Source organism: Bacillus sp. 005/A4HT-01/001 (assembly GCF_004634445.1).
Taxonomy (GTDB): Bacteria; Bacillota; Bacilli; order Bacillales; family Bacillaceae; genus Bacillus; species Bacillus altitudinis.
Window position 1 is genome coordinate 206,358 of record NZ_SEIZ01000003.1, and the last position, 17,345, is coordinate 223,702.

Annotated in this window: 19 protein-coding genes and 1 pseudogene; 11 read left to right on the forward strand and 9 right to left on the reverse strand. The window is 40.3% G+C overall.

Features of this window, described 5'->3' with window-relative positions; genetic code table 11:
• Positions 1-11: 11 nt before the first annotated feature.
• Positions 12-1,481: an NAD(P)/FAD-dependent oxidoreductase gene (locus ES896_RS10730; protein ID WP_135226789.1), complete on the reverse strand. Its 1,470-nt coding sequence runs from the start codon at positions 1,479-1,481 to the stop codon at positions 12-14.
• A gap of 221 nt (positions 1,482-1,702) precedes the next feature.
• Between ES896_RS10730 and ES896_RS10735 the strand changes: the two are divergent.
• Positions 1,703-2,527 (forward strand): annotated as a pseudogene (locus ES896_RS10735) (methyl-accepting chemotaxis protein).
• A gap of 39 nt (positions 2,528-2,566) precedes the next feature.
• Here ES896_RS10735 and ES896_RS10740 read toward each other — a convergent pair.
• The gene (locus ES896_RS10740; RefSeq protein WP_046527518.1) at positions 2,567-2,938 is read right to left on the reverse strand and encodes a DUF5412 domain-containing protein; all 372 of its coding nucleotides are present in this window, start codon (positions 2,936-2,938) and stop codon (positions 2,567-2,569) included.
• Between the two features lie 244 nt (positions 2,939-3,182).
• Here ES896_RS10740 and ES896_RS10745 point away from each other — a divergent pair, with 244 nt between their 5' ends.
• Positions 3,183-3,806, forward strand: a complete 624-nt coding sequence (locus ES896_RS10745) for a poly-gamma-glutamate hydrolase family protein (RefSeq protein WP_116306750.1) — start codon at positions 3,183-3,185, stop codon at positions 3,804-3,806.
• Here ES896_RS10745 and ES896_RS10750 read toward each other — a convergent pair.
• Positions 3,797-4,381 carry an ImmA/IrrE family metallo-endopeptidase gene (locus tag ES896_RS10750; protein ID WP_017359603.1) on the reverse strand — a complete coding sequence of 195 codons (585 nt, stop codon included), beginning with the start codon at positions 4,379-4,381 and terminating at the stop codon, positions 3,797-3,799. The two genes, ES896_RS10745 and ES896_RS10750, sit on opposite strands and share 10 nt — an antisense overlap.
• 303 nt (positions 4,382-4,684) lie before the next feature.
• On the opposite strand from ES896_RS10750, the gene ES896_RS10755 reads away from it, so the two are divergent.
• Complete coding sequence (locus tag ES896_RS10755) at positions 4,685-5,584, forward strand: N-acetylmuramoyl-L-alanine amidase (protein ID WP_035700416.1); 900 nt, start codon at positions 4,685-4,687, stop codon at positions 5,582-5,584.
• Here ES896_RS10755 and ES896_RS20405 read toward each other — a convergent pair.
• The 6 genes from ES896_RS20405 to ES896_RS10780 all read right to left on the reverse strand — a co-directional run bounded on the left by ES896_RS20405 (position 5,573) and on the right by ES896_RS10780 (position 9,162).
• Positions 5,573-5,704, reverse strand: a complete 132-nt coding sequence (locus ES896_RS20405; protein WP_255201815.1) for a hypothetical protein — start codon at positions 5,702-5,704, stop codon at positions 5,573-5,575. The genes ES896_RS10755 and ES896_RS20405 overlap by 12 nt on opposite strands.
• 99 nt (positions 5,705-5,803) lie before the next feature.
• Entirely contained in the window at positions 5,804-5,980 is a 177-nt protein-coding gene (locus ES896_RS10760) for a type II toxin-antitoxin system SpoIISB family antitoxin (RefSeq protein WP_008346289.1), read from the reverse strand.
• Positions 5,949-6,719, reverse strand: a complete 771-nt coding sequence (locus ES896_RS10765) for a type II toxin-antitoxin system SpoIISA family toxin (protein ID WP_048001649.1) — start codon at positions 6,717-6,719, stop codon at positions 5,949-5,951. Before ES896_RS10765 ends, ES896_RS10760 begins: the two co-directional genes overlap by 32 nt.
• A 146-nt stretch (positions 6,720-6,865) precedes the next feature.
• Positions 6,866-7,864 carry an inorganic phosphate transporter gene (locus ES896_RS10770; RefSeq protein WP_017359158.1) on the reverse strand — a complete coding sequence of 333 codons (999 nt, stop codon included), beginning with the start codon at positions 7,862-7,864 and terminating at the stop codon, positions 6,866-6,868.
• Between the two features lie 15 nt (positions 7,865-7,879).
• Positions 7,880-8,497: a DUF47 domain-containing protein gene (locus tag ES896_RS10775; RefSeq protein ID WP_017359157.1), complete on the reverse strand. Its 618-nt coding sequence runs from the start codon at positions 8,495-8,497 to the stop codon at positions 7,880-7,882.
• A 206-nt stretch (positions 8,498-8,703) separates the two neighbouring features.
• Positions 8,704-9,162 carry an ASCH domain-containing protein gene (locus tag ES896_RS10780; protein WP_135226790.1) on the reverse strand — a complete coding sequence of 153 codons (459 nt, stop codon included), beginning with the start codon at positions 9,160-9,162 and terminating at the stop codon, positions 8,704-8,706.
• A 227-nt stretch (positions 9,163-9,389) separates the two neighbouring features.
• Between ES896_RS10780 and ggt the strand changes: the two genes are divergently transcribed.
• The 8 genes from ggt to ES896_RS10820 all read left to right on the forward strand — a co-directional run bounded on the left by ggt (position 9,390) and on the right by ES896_RS10820 (position 17,343).
• The gene (gene ggt, locus ES896_RS10785; protein ID WP_135226791.1) at positions 9,390-11,144 is read left to right on the forward strand and encodes a gamma-glutamyltransferase; all 1,755 of its coding nucleotides are present in this window, start codon (positions 9,390-9,392) and stop codon (positions 11,142-11,144) included.
• Positions 11,145-11,402: 258 nt separating this feature from the next.
• Positions 11,403-12,434 carry a sulfate ABC transporter substrate-binding protein gene (locus ES896_RS10790; protein WP_135226792.1) on the forward strand — a complete coding sequence of 344 codons (1,032 nt, stop codon included), beginning with the start codon at positions 11,403-11,405 and terminating at the stop codon, positions 12,432-12,434.
• Positions 12,435-12,445: 11 nt separating this feature from the next.
• Positions 12,446-13,291, forward strand: coding sequence for a sulfate ABC transporter permease subunit CysT (cysT, locus tag ES896_RS10795; RefSeq protein WP_135226793.1), 846 nt, complete (start codon positions 12,446-12,448; stop codon positions 13,289-13,291).
• Positions 13,292-13,296: 5 nt separating this feature from the next.
• A complete protein-coding gene (gene cysW, locus ES896_RS10800; RefSeq protein WP_081114899.1) occupies positions 13,297-14,166 on the forward strand; it encodes a sulfate ABC transporter permease subunit CysW in 870 nt (289 codons plus the stop codon).
• A 15-nt stretch (positions 14,167-14,181) separates the two neighbouring features.
• Positions 14,182-14,913, forward strand: a complete 732-nt coding sequence (locus ES896_RS10805; RefSeq protein ID WP_008346267.1) for a sulfate/molybdate ABC transporter ATP-binding protein — start codon at positions 14,182-14,184, stop codon at positions 14,911-14,913.
• A 240-nt stretch (positions 14,914-15,153) separates the two neighbouring features.
• Positions 15,154-15,621, forward strand: coding sequence for a PTS sugar transporter subunit IIA (locus tag ES896_RS10810; RefSeq protein ID WP_008346265.1), 468 nt, complete (start codon positions 15,154-15,156; stop codon positions 15,619-15,621).
• Positions 15,622-15,671: 50 nt separating this feature from the next.
• Entirely contained in the window at positions 15,672-17,045 is a 1,374-nt protein-coding gene (locus ES896_RS10815) for a PTS galactitol transporter subunit IIC (RefSeq protein ID WP_035700436.1), read from the forward strand.
• 19 nt (positions 17,046-17,064) lie between these two features.
• Positions 17,065-17,343, forward strand: a complete 279-nt coding sequence (locus ES896_RS10820; protein WP_008346262.1) for a PTS sugar transporter subunit IIB — start codon at positions 17,065-17,067, stop codon at positions 17,341-17,343.
• Positions 17,344-17,345 lie beyond the last annotated feature (2 nt).

Below are 17,345 nucleotides of genomic sequence, written 5' to 3' on the forward strand. Positions count from 1 at the left end.
AGGGGCTTTTTTTATGTTAATTTTAGCAACAGATGTAATTGAAAATCTGGAACAGCTTCATAGAAGAAAGCTCGATTTAATTCATCATTTTTTTGATCCCACCTCTGCCACCAGTTGCGGACCTCACCAGTGGAGTCAGCTTGAATCATGTCTTGCAGCTGCTCTAGGTTGATGATTTTTCTCGGTTCTATTAAGAACGAATGCATACGATGATACGCCTCAAGGCATTTAGGTTGTTTTGTTTGAACGGCATATTGTACATAATAATTGAAAAATTCTTGTACAAATGTCAGATGGGGAATGGGGGTTCCTTTTAATTCGACGCCTTCCCAAGCCATATCCGCAATTGCACAAAGCCACCAGCCAAGCTCATTGGCGTGCTGCATTTGTTGTAAGGTATGCCGTTCAAAAGAAATAAGCTCATCTTCTTGTGCTTGTTTGAGCATACGCTCAAGTGTCTGTGCCTCAAGAGCTGCCTTTGTCATTCCCTGACCATGTATTGGATCTAATGTGCATAAGGCATCACCCATGACCAATAAGCCGCTTGGCCAATCATCCATTTGTTCATAGTGGTTTCTGACACAAGCCGGAACTCTAAATCCTTTTGGTTTCGTATAGGGAATTAAATGAGTGATGGCTTCTGCTATCGAGGGATTGGTCAGCCTAGCGGTCTCTGCATCAAACTGATCAGCGTCCGTTGTTGGATAATGAGAGCCGCCAGCTGCTGAGAGAAGAACCGCTACTAAATCATGATCTACTCGTTCAAACAGTCCTGTTGGAATTTTCTTATTTGGCTGTCCAAGGATGACCATTGGTTCCAGATTCGGTGCCTCAGGTGGTATTTGGTAGTATCTTGTGCTATAGCCAAGAGACACGATTAGCTCATCTGTCTGCGGCAAGGTTCGCCCTGCGCTTTTCAGCCATTTTGGCAATTTAGACATTCTTCCAGACGTATCAATGACTAAGTCCGCACTTATTTTGTTGATGATTCCAGGCTTTATCCTCCGATCTTTGACCTGTAATCCACTCACTTTAGTCGTTTCTTCTTCAAAAAGAAGAGCGATCGCTTCATGTTTTTCTAAAAATTGAACACGTTCCTCACGTAACATTCTTTGCATCAGCACCCACTCTAGCATGGCACGTCGTGTGACAGCTGTTTCTTCAGTATCGGTGAGTACTAACTCGCCATCTTTTGTCAAAAATCGAGATGTCTGATGCCATGTGTTGTACCCGCCCATTTCGAGTAATTCTTTTGTATAACCAGGAAATAGACGTTCCACTATTTGTTTGCCTAGTGGCAGCATTCTATGTGGATGAAAAGCTTGAGGCGTGCCAAGACGATTCTCAGGAGAGTCTGGCAATTCGTCCTTTTCAATAATCAATACTTCAAGGTAAAAACTTGATAAAACCTTTGCAGCGAGCATTCCCGTTATTCCGCCTCCGATGACGATCGCCCGCTCATACTTCATGGGTTGTGTCACAACATGCGCCTCCAGTGAATATATAAAATGGTTACATGACCATTTCATCATATGTTGATTTTCTAAGTATAGCAAATTCTTGTTTTTTTGAATATAGAAAGGAATTGGCATACTTTTTACTCGTAAATATGAAAAAAACTTCAATCTTGATCATTATTTTTAAAAAATAATAATCAAATTTGAGAGGAATGACCGATAAATACATTAAGGGGGTAGAGAGAATGGATATACTACAGAGTATTGTAACCGCAGCACCTTATATGATGAAGATTTTAAAAGATGAAGTGACGATGGGTGTCATTGATTGAGAAAAATTCTTGCTGTATTTGCCATCAAAAGATGTGGATTTTCAAATACGGACAGGAGATCCCATTAAACCAGATGATCAGAATATGAAAAATGCGCTTAGAGGAGAAACATCAAGTACATTCGTACCTGAATCGGTGTATGGGACGCCTTTAAATGCAATGGGATTGCCGATTTTCGATGAAAATCAACAAGTCATTGGTGCAATCGCTTTAGGTTTTCCACTTAAAAATCAAATAGAACTTGAGGCGTATATGGAGTCATTGAACGACATCATTCAAAGTATTCAAGAAAAAGTACATGTGGTGGCGGCTCATTCAGAAGAGCTCTCTGCGACAAGTGAGGAAATGACATTCCAAACACAGCAAACACTTGAAAGCTCGAAAAAAACTTCAGATATTACAAAAATGATCAAAGGTATCTCTAAACAAACGAGTTTGCTAGGATTGAATGCTTCAATTGAAGCAGCCAGGGCAGGGAAAGAGGGAGCGGGTTTTAGTGTGGTAGCGAGCGAGGTTCAAAAGCTCTCAAGCGAAACCTCACGTGCAACAGAAAACATAGAAAGCTCATTGCAAGGGATTTCCTCTAATATACATACATTACTTGAGAGTATGGGCCATATGAAAGGGTCATCTTCAGAACAAGCTTTATTAGTGACGGAGTTTAGTGAAATTGTAGATAGGTTGACGATGGTTAGTAAAGAAATGAAAGAATTTATGCAAAAGGCGATGTTAACGTAAAAAACGAATCCAAAAAGGGTTCGTTTTTTTGTTGGCTCGTTATTTTCTGTTTTTCTGATCAAAGCGATAATCGTATGTTTCACCTTTGACCACATTTAAAAACTCATGTCCAATTTGAACGAGCTGTGCATTTTCCCATTTAATCAGAGGATCTTTATCAGGGTACTTCCAGTAGATTGTTTTTTTGTGATGGGTGAGTTTGTTTTCAATTTCTGCTCTGACCGCATTCTCTTTTAGCTTTCCTCCGCTATGTCGATATGTGTTAATGGTATAGGCTCCATCAGGTGATGATATCGAGCGGATGAATGTGCCGTGAGACACGCCTTGAAGAGAGAAGCATTTCCAGTAAATAATTCCGGCGAAGCTAAGACATAAGATGGTAAGGGTGATGGTGGTTTTCTTTTTAAACATGAATTCCTCCAGGTGTAGATCGCAATATTCTAATATATGAGAGAGATTACAAAAAGATTCATATAGTCCAAAAGTTCTATTCATTTCAATTATCGGTCATTTTTTCTCAACATTCAACAGTTAGCCCGTAAAGATAAGGAAAATTTAAGGATGCATTCAGATCACACTGGTCATTCGAAAACACTTTACAAAAGAATTTGCGATCAGTAGACTTATGCTCATATAGAGAAATGGGGCAGATGGAATGAATCAAATCATAGATACGTATCAAAATTATGAAGAGCTTTCCGCTCATGAAAGAAAAGGGATCGACTATCAAATTCTTCATCAGCGGAAAGGGGATCAGCTTCTCGTCCTGTCACCTCATGCGGGCGGAATTGAATCTGGCGTGAGCGAGCTGGTCCATGAAGTAGCAACCGATTATTCTATGTATTTATTCGAGGGCCTTAAAGTGAAAGGCAATCATGTTCTTCATATTACGAGCACACGTTTTGATGAGCCGATTTGTCTTTCTCAAGTGCATACACATCATTATACATTTGCACTCCACGGCTATGGAGAAACAGAGGTCCTACAAACTTTAGTTGGCGGTACCGACAGGGAAAAAGCTGCTGAAACAGTGAAGTGTCTCACACAAAATGGCTTCCATGCCTTGCTTTTATCTGAATCGGATCAATTTGCTGGAACACATCCTCAAAATATTAATAATCAATGCCTCACAGGAAAAAGTGTTCAAATTGAAATTAGCCAAGCTCAGAGAAGAGCTTTCTTTCAAGACTTTAGGCGGAGCCGTAGGCGTGATACACAAACCGAACAATTTTATCAATACACAAATGCGCTGAAACAAGTGTTAAGCCTTTATGAATAAACTTCTGACGTCACGTGTGCTGACGCTTTTGTTTGATATGTAGCTTCATTTTCTGCGACCTTGCTGGCTCTCATTAAATAAGAAGTAAATTCTTTTTGAAATTGAATGCCGGCTCTTCGCTGTTCAAATAGAGCAAGCCGTTTTTCAGCAAAAGCCCGAGTGACATGAAATGTTTGAGCAATATGCAAAATGGCTTGCTGCCTAAGGTTTGGGAGCGTCATTTGCAGCAGCATAAAAGTCGGAACACAAAAGTGATACATGAATTGTTTTGCTTGAAACTCTTGCAGTTCTCGAAAGAGCTTGTGCATGTTAAAGTGGTTGCCTGTATGCTTCAGCACATGACAAAGCTCGTGGGCGAAATCCTGCCACTGTTCTTCTGACGATAAGGCTCTGTTTAAAATAATACTGTAAAGACCTTGATGTTTGATCATCATGCTGCCAGTATCCTCGTAGTGTACCCATACATGAAATTCAGCTGCGATCCTATGCATGTCTACATAGGCAGGGCCGCTTATTTGCAGTTGAGTGTATAACCGTTTAATATCTTCTTCTAAATGGGTTAAAAAATAAGTCATGTCAAAACCTCCATACAAACGTATGTTCTATTTTTGCCGTAAAAGAAAAGTCCATATAGGACTAAATGGCTAATAAAGCTATCGCTTACTTTTTATATCGGCTTGTTTTTAACAATTTTAACATAAAATCAAAGAAAATTGGAAGTTTTTCCTGTTTTTATTCTGTTTTTTTATAAAGATAAAATGGCGATTGAATTCAAATTTTACCATAGTCTTATGACGAAAACAAACAAATTTGTCTTACGTTTGCCACCGATTGATGAGCAAGATCAAACATCAATTTAGCAAAAAGGAGTGCAAAACATGGTACAAATTTATCAAGATTTTATTCCAGTTGGAAACGGAAATCGGCCAGGATATGCTATGACGCCGCTTTATGTAACTGTGCATAACACAGCCAATACATCTAAGGGAGCTGACGCAAAAAGTCATGCGGCATATGTCAAACGCTCAACAACAGAGGTAAGCTGGCACTTCACAGTGGATGACAGAGAAATTTTTCAGCATCTCCCTTTAAATGAAAATGGGTGGCATGCTGGGGATGGACATGGAGATGGCAACCGAAAATCGATTGGCATTGAAATTTGTGAAAACGAAGATGGAAACTTTCAACAAGCTGTCAAACATGCCCAGTGGCTTATTCAAAAGCTTTTAAAAGAACATGGGATTCCATTAGCAAATGTGGTGACGCATCAGCATTGGTCAGGAAAAACATGTCCACGTCTGCTGCTAGCTACATGGGATGAATTTAAAAGAGGAATTGAGACTGCAGGTGATCCGGAAACGGTGATCACATATGTGGTGAAAAGCGGGGATACGCTAACGAGTATTGCCAAAGCCCATGGTGTCACAGTGAGTGATTTACAGACATGGAATCAGATTAGTGACCCGAACATGATTCGAGTTGGACAAGTTCTCAAGATTTATCATGCAGAAGAAAAGCTCAGTTATGAACTGCCGGATGGGGTGTTAAAGGTGACATCACCTCTGACAAAAGGGGAGCATGTACGTCTCGTCCAAAAAGCGCTTGCTGCTGTGTATTTTTATCCTGACAAAACAGCTGCAGATAAGGGCATTGATGGCGTTTATGGGGAAAAAACAGCCAATGCCGTCGCGCGATTTCAACTGATGAATGGTCTAACAAGTGATGGAGTATACGGTCCTAAAACAAAAGTGAAGTTGCTTCAACTATTAAATCAGTGAGTCTTTCTTTTTGGCCGCTTGAATGACGGCTTCACTTTTTTCATGTAATCGGCAGATATAAGGGGATGGCTTAAATTCAGCAAACTGAACATACCTCAATTGTTTAAGTTTCTTTTTCATATTGGCACCTCAATCGTTGCAGCAGTTGGTTTTATTGTATGCAAGTAGATGTGAAAACGGAAGTAGGACGCGGATGATGTTCCGCGTCCTTTAGTGTAATCAAGCTTTTTTATTTTTATACTCATCTAGGAGCTGTTCATTCTTTTTGAAAATACGCTCCGTATGGGGACTTACTTTGTAATCAGCCATACTAATATGGCGCTTTTTCTTTAAAATCTTAAATGGGTTTTTCTTGCGATTGTTATTATCCCCTTGAAGTGCGTGTTCCATCTTCATCACCTTCCTCTTCGTCAGGCAAGATTAGGTCATAAATCGTTGTAAGTGAAGTCATTAATAAATAGTCGAATTCAGTGACAATATCCTCAGAGGTCAGCTTAATCACAAAGTGTGCATCCGCTACTGAAAACGGGATGAGAACCAATTTGCCGTAATCATCGTAATACACTTCCTGCCTGTCAAGCTTTGCTTGAATGAGCGCTCTCTGATCAAGTGTCCGCAGCAGGTCATCTTTTTGCTCCTGCGTATCATAAGGACAAAGAACTGCTTGAATATTCATTTTTTCTGCAAAAGAATAGATCAGTCGTTCAATTCCCTCTATATAAGCTTCTATACTTCCATAATATACATGGATCGGTTCGTTTTTCAATAGGTATTGGTACGTTTTTAGTTTATTGAGGTAAGAATGAAGCAGGTCGTTATTTTGTTCTAGGAGTTGATGGGTGTCGGTTTCAAGTTCATGATTACCGAGTTTTTTAATATAGGAGCTGAGGAAAATAAAGGCATCAGTTAATGCGAAAAAAACAGCAATAATCAGGTAGTGCATCCAATCGGTGAAGATTGAAGCAGGGTCATATGTCCAGTACACAACAGCACCCGCTACATAAATCCAATACCACGTTTTACGAATCGCAAACATCTTTTCTTTTACTTTTTGTTCAAAGCGCCATACCGCAAATACATATACAGCAAGAGCACCTAGCAATAACCAAACAGTCAATTGAAAAAATAATAGCATGTTCTTCTCTCCCATAGACAGATGGATACTTATTTATTTCTATGGATATGATTGGAAACCCTGCTTCATGAAAAAATGGCTTGCAGAAAAAGAGCATTTAAGAATGCAAACAAATAAAAAAAGACCTGTTAGACAGGTCTTTGATATTAGAGAATCGCATTTAACACAAAGTATATAAGTGCCCCTAGAGTTCCCGAAATCGGTAATGTGATCACCCAAGTGACAAGCATACGTTTTGCCGTACCCCAGTTGACTCCTTTTACTCTATGTGCAGAACCTACACCTAGAATAGAAGATGAGATCACGTGAGTGGTACTAACCGGTAAGTGAATAAATGTTGCACCGAAGATAATAGCTGCACCCGTTAAGTCTGCAGATACTCCGTTTACTGGACGAATCTTCATGATTTTACCGCCGACTGTTTTAATAATCTTCCAGCCGCCAATAGACGTACCAAGTCCCATTGCAAGCGCACAAGAGAATTGTACCCAGAAAGGAATGTCGTCTGTTGTATGCAAATTACCTGCAATTAAAGCCATCGTAATAATTCCCATCGCTTTTTGCGCATCGTTTGTTCCGTGAGTATACGATTGCAGTGCAGCCGTTAAAATTTGAACACGTCGGAATTGTTTATTTGTTTTTGCGAGATTATTGTTTCGGAATATAATTTTGATAATGGTATACACGATATATCCTAAAACAAAAGCCAGGATAGGTGAAAGCAATAGTGCTTGAATGATTTTAATGAATCCCGAATAGTTTAAAGCGCCAAAACCAGCAGAGGCAATAACAGCTCCTGCAATTGATCCGATCAGTGCGTGTGAAGAACTACTCGGAATCCCGTAATACCAAGTAAGCAAGTTCCAAGTTATCGCTGCAATTAAAGCAGCCAAAATGACGACAGATCCGTTTTGAAGTGTAAAAGGATCTGCGATGTCTTTTGTAATGGACTTTGCCACACCTGTAAATGTCATTGCTCCTAAGAAGTTCATAAACGCTGCCATAATAATAGCATGTCTAGGCTTTAACGCCTTTGTTGAAACAGAAGTAGCAATGGCATTTGCTGTATCGTGGAATCCGTTAATGAAATCAAAAGCAAGTGCACAAATGACAATAAGTATGGTAAGGATGAGTAATGTATCCATGTTTAACTAACCCCGTTACGCATTCTTCATAATGATTGTTTCTAGATTGTTGGCAACACTTTGACAGGAATCTGCGATTTCTTCAAGTGTTTCGTAAATTTCTTTGTATTGAATGACCTTAATTGGATCTGTTTCTTTTCCAAACAAGTTCTTTAGTGATTTGCGGTGAAGATTGTCACAATTATGCTCAATCTCTTTAATTTTGATTGCGTGCGGATGAATATCTTTCAAGCGATTATCAGCCAGTAATTCAATAGTCGTTAAAATTTCTTTCGCACATTCTCTGATGTAGTGGCTGAATTTGTCGATATGTTCGTCAGAGCTTGTAATTGAATAAATTTCTAAAGTTGCTGAAAAATGCTCAATTCCGTCTAAAACATCGTCGAGGCTATTCGTCAATTGAAGAATGTCTTCACGTTCAATCGGTGTAATAAAGGCTTTGTTCAGCTCTTTAATCATGGTATGAACATGATTATCACCTTTTGTCTCATATTCCTTCAATGTGTCAGAAAATTCTTTCAGAGTGGTTTGATTTGTTACTTTATAGCTAACAAAATACTCAGCAGTTTCATCTAAATTTTTAGCAATTTCCGTTAACAAGACGGAAAACTTGTCTTTTTTCCTTTTTAACATGTAAAAACCCTCCATTGTATAAATGAGACAATGCACACATCAAATAATTATATATTCTTTTGTCGAAAAAAAACAGGTGTAGTCGAAAATTTCTTCACTTTTTCTATTTGATCTTATTCTGACCTAAAGATGTGATCTCAACTCACCTTTTTCAGAAAGGGGAAAAGAAAGCAAAAAAGCGGACCATTTTTGGCACCGCTTAAACGTTAAGAAGCTGAATAAACAAGCTTAAACCGCTCACAAACAAGAAGCATATCTTCCTTAAATGTTAATCCGTACGGCTTAAGGGCTTCTGTGAAAAATTCTTCATGTTCTTTGTACCAATAGTCATATGAAAGATCGCCTTCACCTTCTGCTTTTGCAAATGATTCAGGAACCTCATTCATTGGCATGATATCTACTTGTGTGATCTCTATGATGGCTTTTGGTTCCTCCCTGCTGTCCAAAATGACCGCATATTGACCGGGTTTTGGAAGCGGCTCTTGTTCTTTTTCGTAAAAAAGGTATCCAGAACAAGTGGCTGTTTTTTTTCCTTGTTGTACAAGGTCAAGCAAGTGATCTGGATCTGCGCCAAATGCCCAAGCAGAAACAGAGGCGTGATTAGGAGTTTTTCCTGATTTTTCTTCCCAATAAGATTCCCAAAATAAAGTGCTTTTGTGGTTCATCCTTTTTCCCCCTTTGTTATGAGTTTATTATATCGTGAAGTTTCAAACTTGGAAAACGCATGTCTTTATTACTACAAGATGTGCATGTCATATGTTTTGAAAACATGCGTTTTGATTGGCAGATATAGGATGATAGAATGAAAAATTTTGAAATTTTAGAATAATCTATTGTATTCTGGTCAAGAAGTCGGTAAGGTCAAAGTAAGAATATGGAAGGGGTGTTGTTCATGAAACGCATTTCTCTAACTGTTTTGTCCATATGTCTGTTTGTTTTCTCGTTTTTCCTGCCGGTCAGCCAAGTCACTGCAAACGAAACTCATGGGAATAAAGTAGCTGTTGGCAAAGATGGTATGGTGGCTACTGCACATCCGCTTGCATCGGAGATTGGTGCTGACGTATTGAAAAAAGGTGGGAACGCAGTGGATGCTGCTGTTGCCATTCAGTACGCACTTAACGTAACAGAGCCAATGATGTCTGGAATTGGCGGTGGCGGATTTATGATGGTTTATGATGGGAAAACAAAGGAAACTTCCATCATCAATAGCAGAGAGCGAGCACCACAGGGCGCAACACCTGACATGTTTTTAACAGATGATGGAAAAGTGATTCCATTTGCTGAGCGATCTACACATGGAAATGCGGTAGGTGTTCCAGGGACTGTAAAAGGTCTTGAAGCTGCATTAGATAAGTGGGGTACTCGTTCTATGAAGGAATTGATTGAGCCCTCCATTCAACTTGCAGAAGATGGTTTTGAAATTGATTCTGTCTTGGCAAAAGCGATTGATGATCATCAAGGAAAATTGAAAAAAACGGCCGCAGCGCCAATTTTTCTTCCGAATGATCAGCCGCTCGAAGAAGGAGATCTGCTTGTCCAGCCAGGTCTTGCAAAAACATTTAAACTCATTGCGAAAAAAGGAAGCAAAGCATTTTATGAAGGAAAAGTAGCAAAGGCACTTGCAAATACAGTTCAAGATTTTGGCGGGACGATGACTTCAAAAGATATCAAACGTTATGAAGTCAAGACTGACAAGCCAATCTGGGGAGACTATAAAGGATATCAGCTTGCAAGCATGCCTCCACCAAGCTCAGGCGGGGTGTTTATGCTACAAATTCTCAAAATACTTGACCATTTTAACCTGTCTCAGTATGACCCCAAATCATTCGAAAAATATCAGCTGCTTGCTGAAACAATGCACCTCTCCTATGCTGACAGAGCCGCATATGCCGGCGACCCCGAATTCGTAGATGTTCCACTAAAAGGACTACTAGACGATGATTACATTTCAGAAAGAGCCTCTCTCATTCAATTAGATCAAATGAATCGCAGCCCGAAAGAAGGAGATCCTTGGGCATATGAGGATGAAAAAAATCCATCCCCAATTGTTCCTCAGCCAGAAGATAAAACCATTGGTGAGACGACCCATTTTACTGTTGCAGATCAGTGGGGAAATGTTGTGTCATTCACCACTACCATTGAACAATTATTTGGTACAGGGATTCTTGTTCCAGAGTATGGATTTTTCTTAAATAATGAACTAACTGATTTTGATGCACGACCTGGCGGTGCAAATGAAGTCCAGCCAAATAAACGTCCATTATCAAGTATGACACCGACGATCATTTTTAAAGATGGAGAGCCTGTCATGACTGTTGGATCTCCTGGTGGAACGACGATCATTGCTTCTGTTTCACAGACGATTCTCAATTTACTTGAATATGACATGGAGCTTCAGGATGCGGTAGAAGAGCCAAGAATCTACACAAACAGCTTAACTTCGTATCGTTATGAAGTAGGTGTCCCTCTAGATGTAAGAACAAAGTTAAATGATATGGGTCACCAGTTTGGCAGTTCCCCTATTGATATAGGGAATGTGCAAGCTTTACTGATTGATCGAATAGCAGGGACATTCACTGGAGTAGCTGATTCAACGAGAAATGGAACTGCTGTTGGTGTCAATCTAAAGGTAGCTGCAGATCAATAGCATTTCCCGGGAAAAGAAGCGCCTCATCAAGACGGCGTTTCTTTTTTTCATTATAATAAAAACATAGTTGACACCTGTGAATAGTTTGAATAATATATAGACTAACATCAATCATACTTAGCTGATCGGACAACCGAAGGCTCTTGGCATTGACGTACAGGACTTTTTTGTACTTCAATCGCTGAGAGCCTTTTTTGCGTATAGAACTGAAAACGGCAAGGTTGGTGTCACTATTCAATGTGAAAGGGAGCGGATAACGTGAAAAAATGGATATGGATTTCTATTGCGATCACACTTTTCATCATCACAAGTGCTGCATGCTCAAATGCGAATGAAGCCTCAAATCAAAAGGGAAAGATTCAGCTGTTGAATGTGTCATACGATCCTACACGTGAATTGTATCAGGAATACAATCAAGCCTTTCAGACTTATTGGAAAGACAAAACCGGTGAAGATGTGACGATACAGCAGTCTCATGGAGGATCGGGTAAGCAGGGGAGATCGATTATTGATGGACTCGAAGCAGACGTGGCTACACTTGCTCTTGGGTACGACATTGATGCCATTGCAGATCGAGGGCTACTTTCAAAGGATTGGCAAAAAGAATTTCCAAATCAGTCCACACCTTATACGTCTACGATTGTGTTTCTTGTGAAGAAAGGAAACCCCAAAAATATTAAAGACTGGGATGACCTGATTCAGCCAGGTGTATCTATCATCACACCAAATCCAAAAACGTCAGGCGGTGCAAGATGGAATTATTTAGCCGCATGGGCATATGCCGATAAAACCTTTCATGGGGATGAAGAAAAAACGAAGGATTTTGTGAAAAAGTTATATGAACATGTCGAGGTGCTCGATTCAGGTGCTCGTGGCGCCACAACAACTTTTGTCGAGCGCGGTCTTGGTGACGTGTTAATTGCTTGGGAAAATGAAGCCTATTTGACACTGCATGAATTAGGCAAAGACAAATTTGAGATTGTCAGTCCCTCCATTAGTATTCTAGCAGAGCCGCCCGTTGCCGTTGTCGACCAAAATGTGAAACGAAAAGGAACAGAGAAAGTGGCAAAGGCTTATTTAGATTATTTGTATTCTAAAAAAGGACAGGAAATTGCGGCGAAAAACTATTATCGACCAAGAAATCAAGAAGTGCTAAACAAATATAAAGATCAATTTAAAGAGATTGATATGGTGACCATTGATCAGGCATTTGGCGGATGGCGAAAGGCGCAGAAAAGATTTTTTGATGATGGCGGATTATTTGATCAAATATATAGCGGACAAAAATAGGGGGCGACGTGATGAAGAAAGGCTGTGCTGCCGCCAATAAAAGAAAACGTGTATTGCCTGGATTCGGGCTGAGTCTCGGAGTGACACTTGTTTATGTCAGTGCGATTGTCGTGATTCCTTTATCTATGGTATTTATTTGGACGGCTTCATTAGGAGCAGAAGGAATTTGGAATGTCTTTAGTGATGCGCGGGTGCTAAAGTCGCTGCAGCTTACGGTTACGACTTCTTTTGCAGCTGCACTCATCAATGCAGGTTTCGGTGTACTGATCGCATGGGTTCTCACGCGGTACTCGTTTCCAGGAAAGAACATCCTGGATGCCCTCATCGATTTGCCGTTTGCTCTTCCAACGGCAGTGGCTGGCATCGCTTTGACGACTCTATATTCTCCGAATGGGTGGATTGGGCAATTTTTGCATGTGAAGGTGGCTTACACCCCGCTCGGTATTATTTTGGCACTGATTTTTATTGGCATTCCATTTGTCATAAGAACGGTTCAACCGGTCATTGAGGGGCTTGAGCAGGAAGTGGAAGAGGCCGCAGCCATACTTGGTGCTACAAGAAAACAGACCTTTTTTCATGTACTGCTGCCTGCCTTGTTTCCAGCGGTAATGACTGGATTTTCTCTTGCATTTGCAAGAGCACTCGGTGAATATGGCTCCGTTGTGTTTATAGCGGGAAATATTCCGTTTAAAACAGAGATTACACCACTGATGATCATGTCTAAGCTTGAGCAGTATGATTATCAAGGTGCCGCAGCCATTGCTTGTTTCATGCTGCTCTTATCATTTGTCATTTTGTTATTGATTCACGGATTGCAGTGGTTTGTCGAGCGGAAAAAACAAGTGGAAGTGAGGTGAGACGATTGGAAAGGGAGCTTCTTAAAGAGCACCGCATCAAGTACAGGAGTCCTGTGACGGAATCAAAAGCGGTGAAGCGTATGTTGATTAGTGTGGTGTATGCTTTTTTGATTTTGTTTTTACTCATGCCGTTGATTGCTGTGTTTTCAAAGGCTTTTGAGAAAGGATGGAGTTCTTATCTTCTTGCCATCTCACATCCAGACACGATTGCGGCAATTAAATTGACTGTTTTCATTGTGATGATCACATTGCCGCTTCAAATGATTTTTGGGGTCAGTGCTGCTTGGCTCATCACAAAATTTCATTTCCCGGGAAAACGTTTGTTAACGACTGTCATTGATCTTCCATTTGCGGTGTCACCTGTCATTGCAGGACTTGTATTTGTACTTTTATTTGGTTCAAATGGACTTTTAGGACCGTGGCTTTTAGCAAATGGATGGAAAGTGATTTACTCTGTACCGGGGATGATTCTTGCGACCATCTTTGTGACATTTCCTTTTGTTGCGAGAGAGTTAATTCCGTTTATGCAAAATGAAGGCATTCATGAGGAAGAAGCATCGCTTACGCTTGGTGCCAGTGGGTGGAAGACCTTTTTCCTTGTGACACTTCCAAATATAAAATGGGCCCTTTTTTACGGCGCCATTTTAGCAGGGGCTAGGGCAATTGGTGAATTTGGTGCAGTGTCGGTTGTATCTGGTCATATACGCGGAATGACGAATACGATGCCGCTTCATATAGAAATTCTATACAACGAGTATCAATTCCAAGCGGCTTTTGCTGTGGCCTCTCTCATGGCGTTTGTAGCGGTCATTACATTAATCATCAAGCAGATCATTCAGCAGAGAGATCACAGGCTTGGCAAGCGTTCAAAATAAATGGAGGGATCAGCCTTGGGGATTACAGCGAAACAAATATCAAAGCAATTTGGGCAGACGAAGGTTTTGCAAAACGTGGATTTGACGATCGGAAATGGGGAATTAATATCCTTACTAGGACCATCTGGATCAGGTAAGACGACTTTATTAAGAATTATTGCAGGGCTTGATGATGCGAATGCAGGACAGATCTTATTTGGAGAACAGGATTATACTCACATTCCAGTGCGAAAACGTCAAATTGGTTTTGTCTTTCAGCAATATGCGCTTTTTCGAAATATGACGGTATTTGATAATGTGGCTTTTGGATTGAAGATGAAACCTAGAGGAGAAAGGCTGCCTAAAAAAGACATCAAAGAGCGGGTGCATGAGCTGCTGAAAGTCGTTCAATTAACGCAGTATGCACACCGTTATCCAGAGCAGCTGTCAGGTGGACAAAAGCAGCGTGTAGCACTTGCACGTGCTCTAGCCGTTAAACCGAAAGCTCTTCTCTTAGATGAACCTTTTGGTGCACTAGATTCAAAGGTGAGAAAAGACTTAAGACATTGGCTGAAAAAAGTTCATCAAGAATTTCAAATGACGACCATCTTTGTGACGCATGATCAAGAAGAAGCGTTTGATATCGCTGATCGTGTTGTGGTGATGAATGAGGGCAGAATCGAAAAAATCGGCACAAAAAAAGAAATGACAGAGCAGACAGACAACCTTTTTGTAGCTGAATTTTTAGATATAGGAAGCCATATTTAACAAGAAGTTGATGTGATGTAATAAAAGAGATGCGGCAAAAAGCTGCATCTTTTTTTATAAAAATTTTCCTAGGAACATTGACTTATAATTTCGAATATTATAATATCTTTACAAAGGTAACAGTATTGAACATTTTATAAAACATGTATTTGTAAGCGCTTTACAAAAGGTTCTATTTTAAAATGTTCATTCTTTTTGTTACATGTGTTCATATTTATACCAAATGAAAGGGGTGGTTGTTTGAACAGCTTGTTTGAGTTAGATCAACAGCTGATTGAGCTGCAATACGAAGCATCTTCAAGTGAGGAGGTGACTGCCTATTTAGCAGAAAGATTAGAAACTGGAGGGTATATTAAATCGAGCTTTTTACCAGCAGTGCTTGAAAGAGAAAAAACATATCCGACCGGTCTTCCTCTTGCGACCTTTGGGGTAGCCATTCCCCATACAGATCCTGAACATGTAAACAAACCGGCGATCAGTGTAGCGACATTAAAGGAACCTGTTATTTTTCATAAGATGGGAAGCCCTCATGAGACAGTTCAAGCCAAAATTGTGTTCGTTCTGGCAATCTCTGAACCTAGTAAGCAGCTCGTGATGTTAGAGAAACTGATGACGCTATTCAGAAAAGAAGAAGTAATGACAAGCTTATCTCACATGACATCGTATGAAGAAGCAGTTGATGTACTTCAAAAAGAATTAAACCAATAGCTATTCACGACATAATGTAAGCGCTTTATTTAAAATCAGGAGGTGGATGTATGATCAAGCAAGCCGTCGATTTCATCTTAGACTTAGGGCCAACAATTATGCTCCCAATTATTATGACGTTATTCGGTATGATTTTAAGGCAAGGATTTAAAAAATCCTTCCGTGCAGGTATTACCATCGGAATTGGATTTGTCGGGGTCAATCTTGTCATTAATTTACTTGTAAGCGGTCTTGGACCAGCAGCCAAAGCCATGGTCAATTCTCTTGGATTAAAGCTTGATATTTTAGATGTCGGCTGGCCGATTGGAGCCGCCATTTCATTTGGTACACCTGTTGCCCCTTTGATGATTCCTCTTGTGCTTTTGTTAAATGTCATTTTGCTGTCTGTTAACTTTACGAAAACATTGAATGTGGATATTTGGAATTTCTGGCATTTGATTTTCGCTGCCTCTGTTACTTACTACGCTTATCATAATATGTTCTTAGCTCTTGCCGTTGGTTTAATCGTTTCTGCGATTACACTAAAACTAGCCGATTGGACGGCACCGACGATTGAACACCATTTCGGATTAAAAGGCGTATCGATGGCTCATGCTGAAACGGTCAACTTCGCTCCGCTGATGTATGCGTCAAACCGCGTGATTGATAAAATCCCTGGTTTAAACAAAATTCATGCGGATCCAGAAACTTTGAAAAAACGTTTTGGCATCTTTGGTGAACCGCTTGTGATGGGTCTTATACTTGGTATCATTATTGGTCTTCTTGGTGGCTATGATGCAAAAGGTGTCATGACCCTTGGAATTCAAATGGCTGCAGTGCTTGTGTTAATGCCAAGAATGGTTGCTTTATTAATGGAAGGACTTATTCCAATCTCTGAGGGTGCTCGTTCTTATATTCAAAAGCGTTTCCCTGGAAAAAATGTGTATATTGGTTTGGATACAGCGATTGTCATTGGTCATCCAGCGAATATGGCTGTAGCCCTTTTGATGGTGCCAATCACCATTTTGCTCGCTGTTGTCCTTCCTTACAATGGTATGCTGCCGTTTGCAGACTTATCGGTTCTGCCATTTACAGTGGTATGGGCAGTAGCTGCCGCTCGTGGGAATATTATTCGCGGCCTCATTAACAGTATTTTTACTTTAATGATTGTCTTCTTCATTGCAACGAACCTTGCACCACTCGCCACAACAATGGGGAAAGCAGTTGGTTTCGACTTCCCAGAAGGGGCAAATATGATCTCTGGTATCGATCTTGGTTCACACGTCATTCCTTGGATCATGGTGAGACTTCTTGATCCGAGCAATCCTTACTTCATTGCAGCGATTATCTGTGCACTGGCATATGCGCTTCTTTGGTACTGGGTGCGAAATGATATTAAAAAGCAGTATGCAAAAGAAATGGGCTTAGATCAGAAAGATCAATAAACGAGCTGGAGGGATTCTCATGGCAAAAAAAATATTAGTATCTTGCGGAACGGCAGTTGCGACATCAACGGTTGTGGCAAAAAAGGTAGAAGAGACATTAAAGGAAAAAGGATACGATGTCATCGTTGAACAATGTAAGGCATCTGAGGTTCCGCAGAAAGCGGAGGGTGCTGATTTAATTGTGACGACAACGCCTGTTAGTGATACAAAAGGAACGCCTGTGATTCAAACGTTATCTTTTTTAACGGGATTTGGCATTGAAGAAGATATTGAAAAAATTATCGATCATATTAAGTGAAC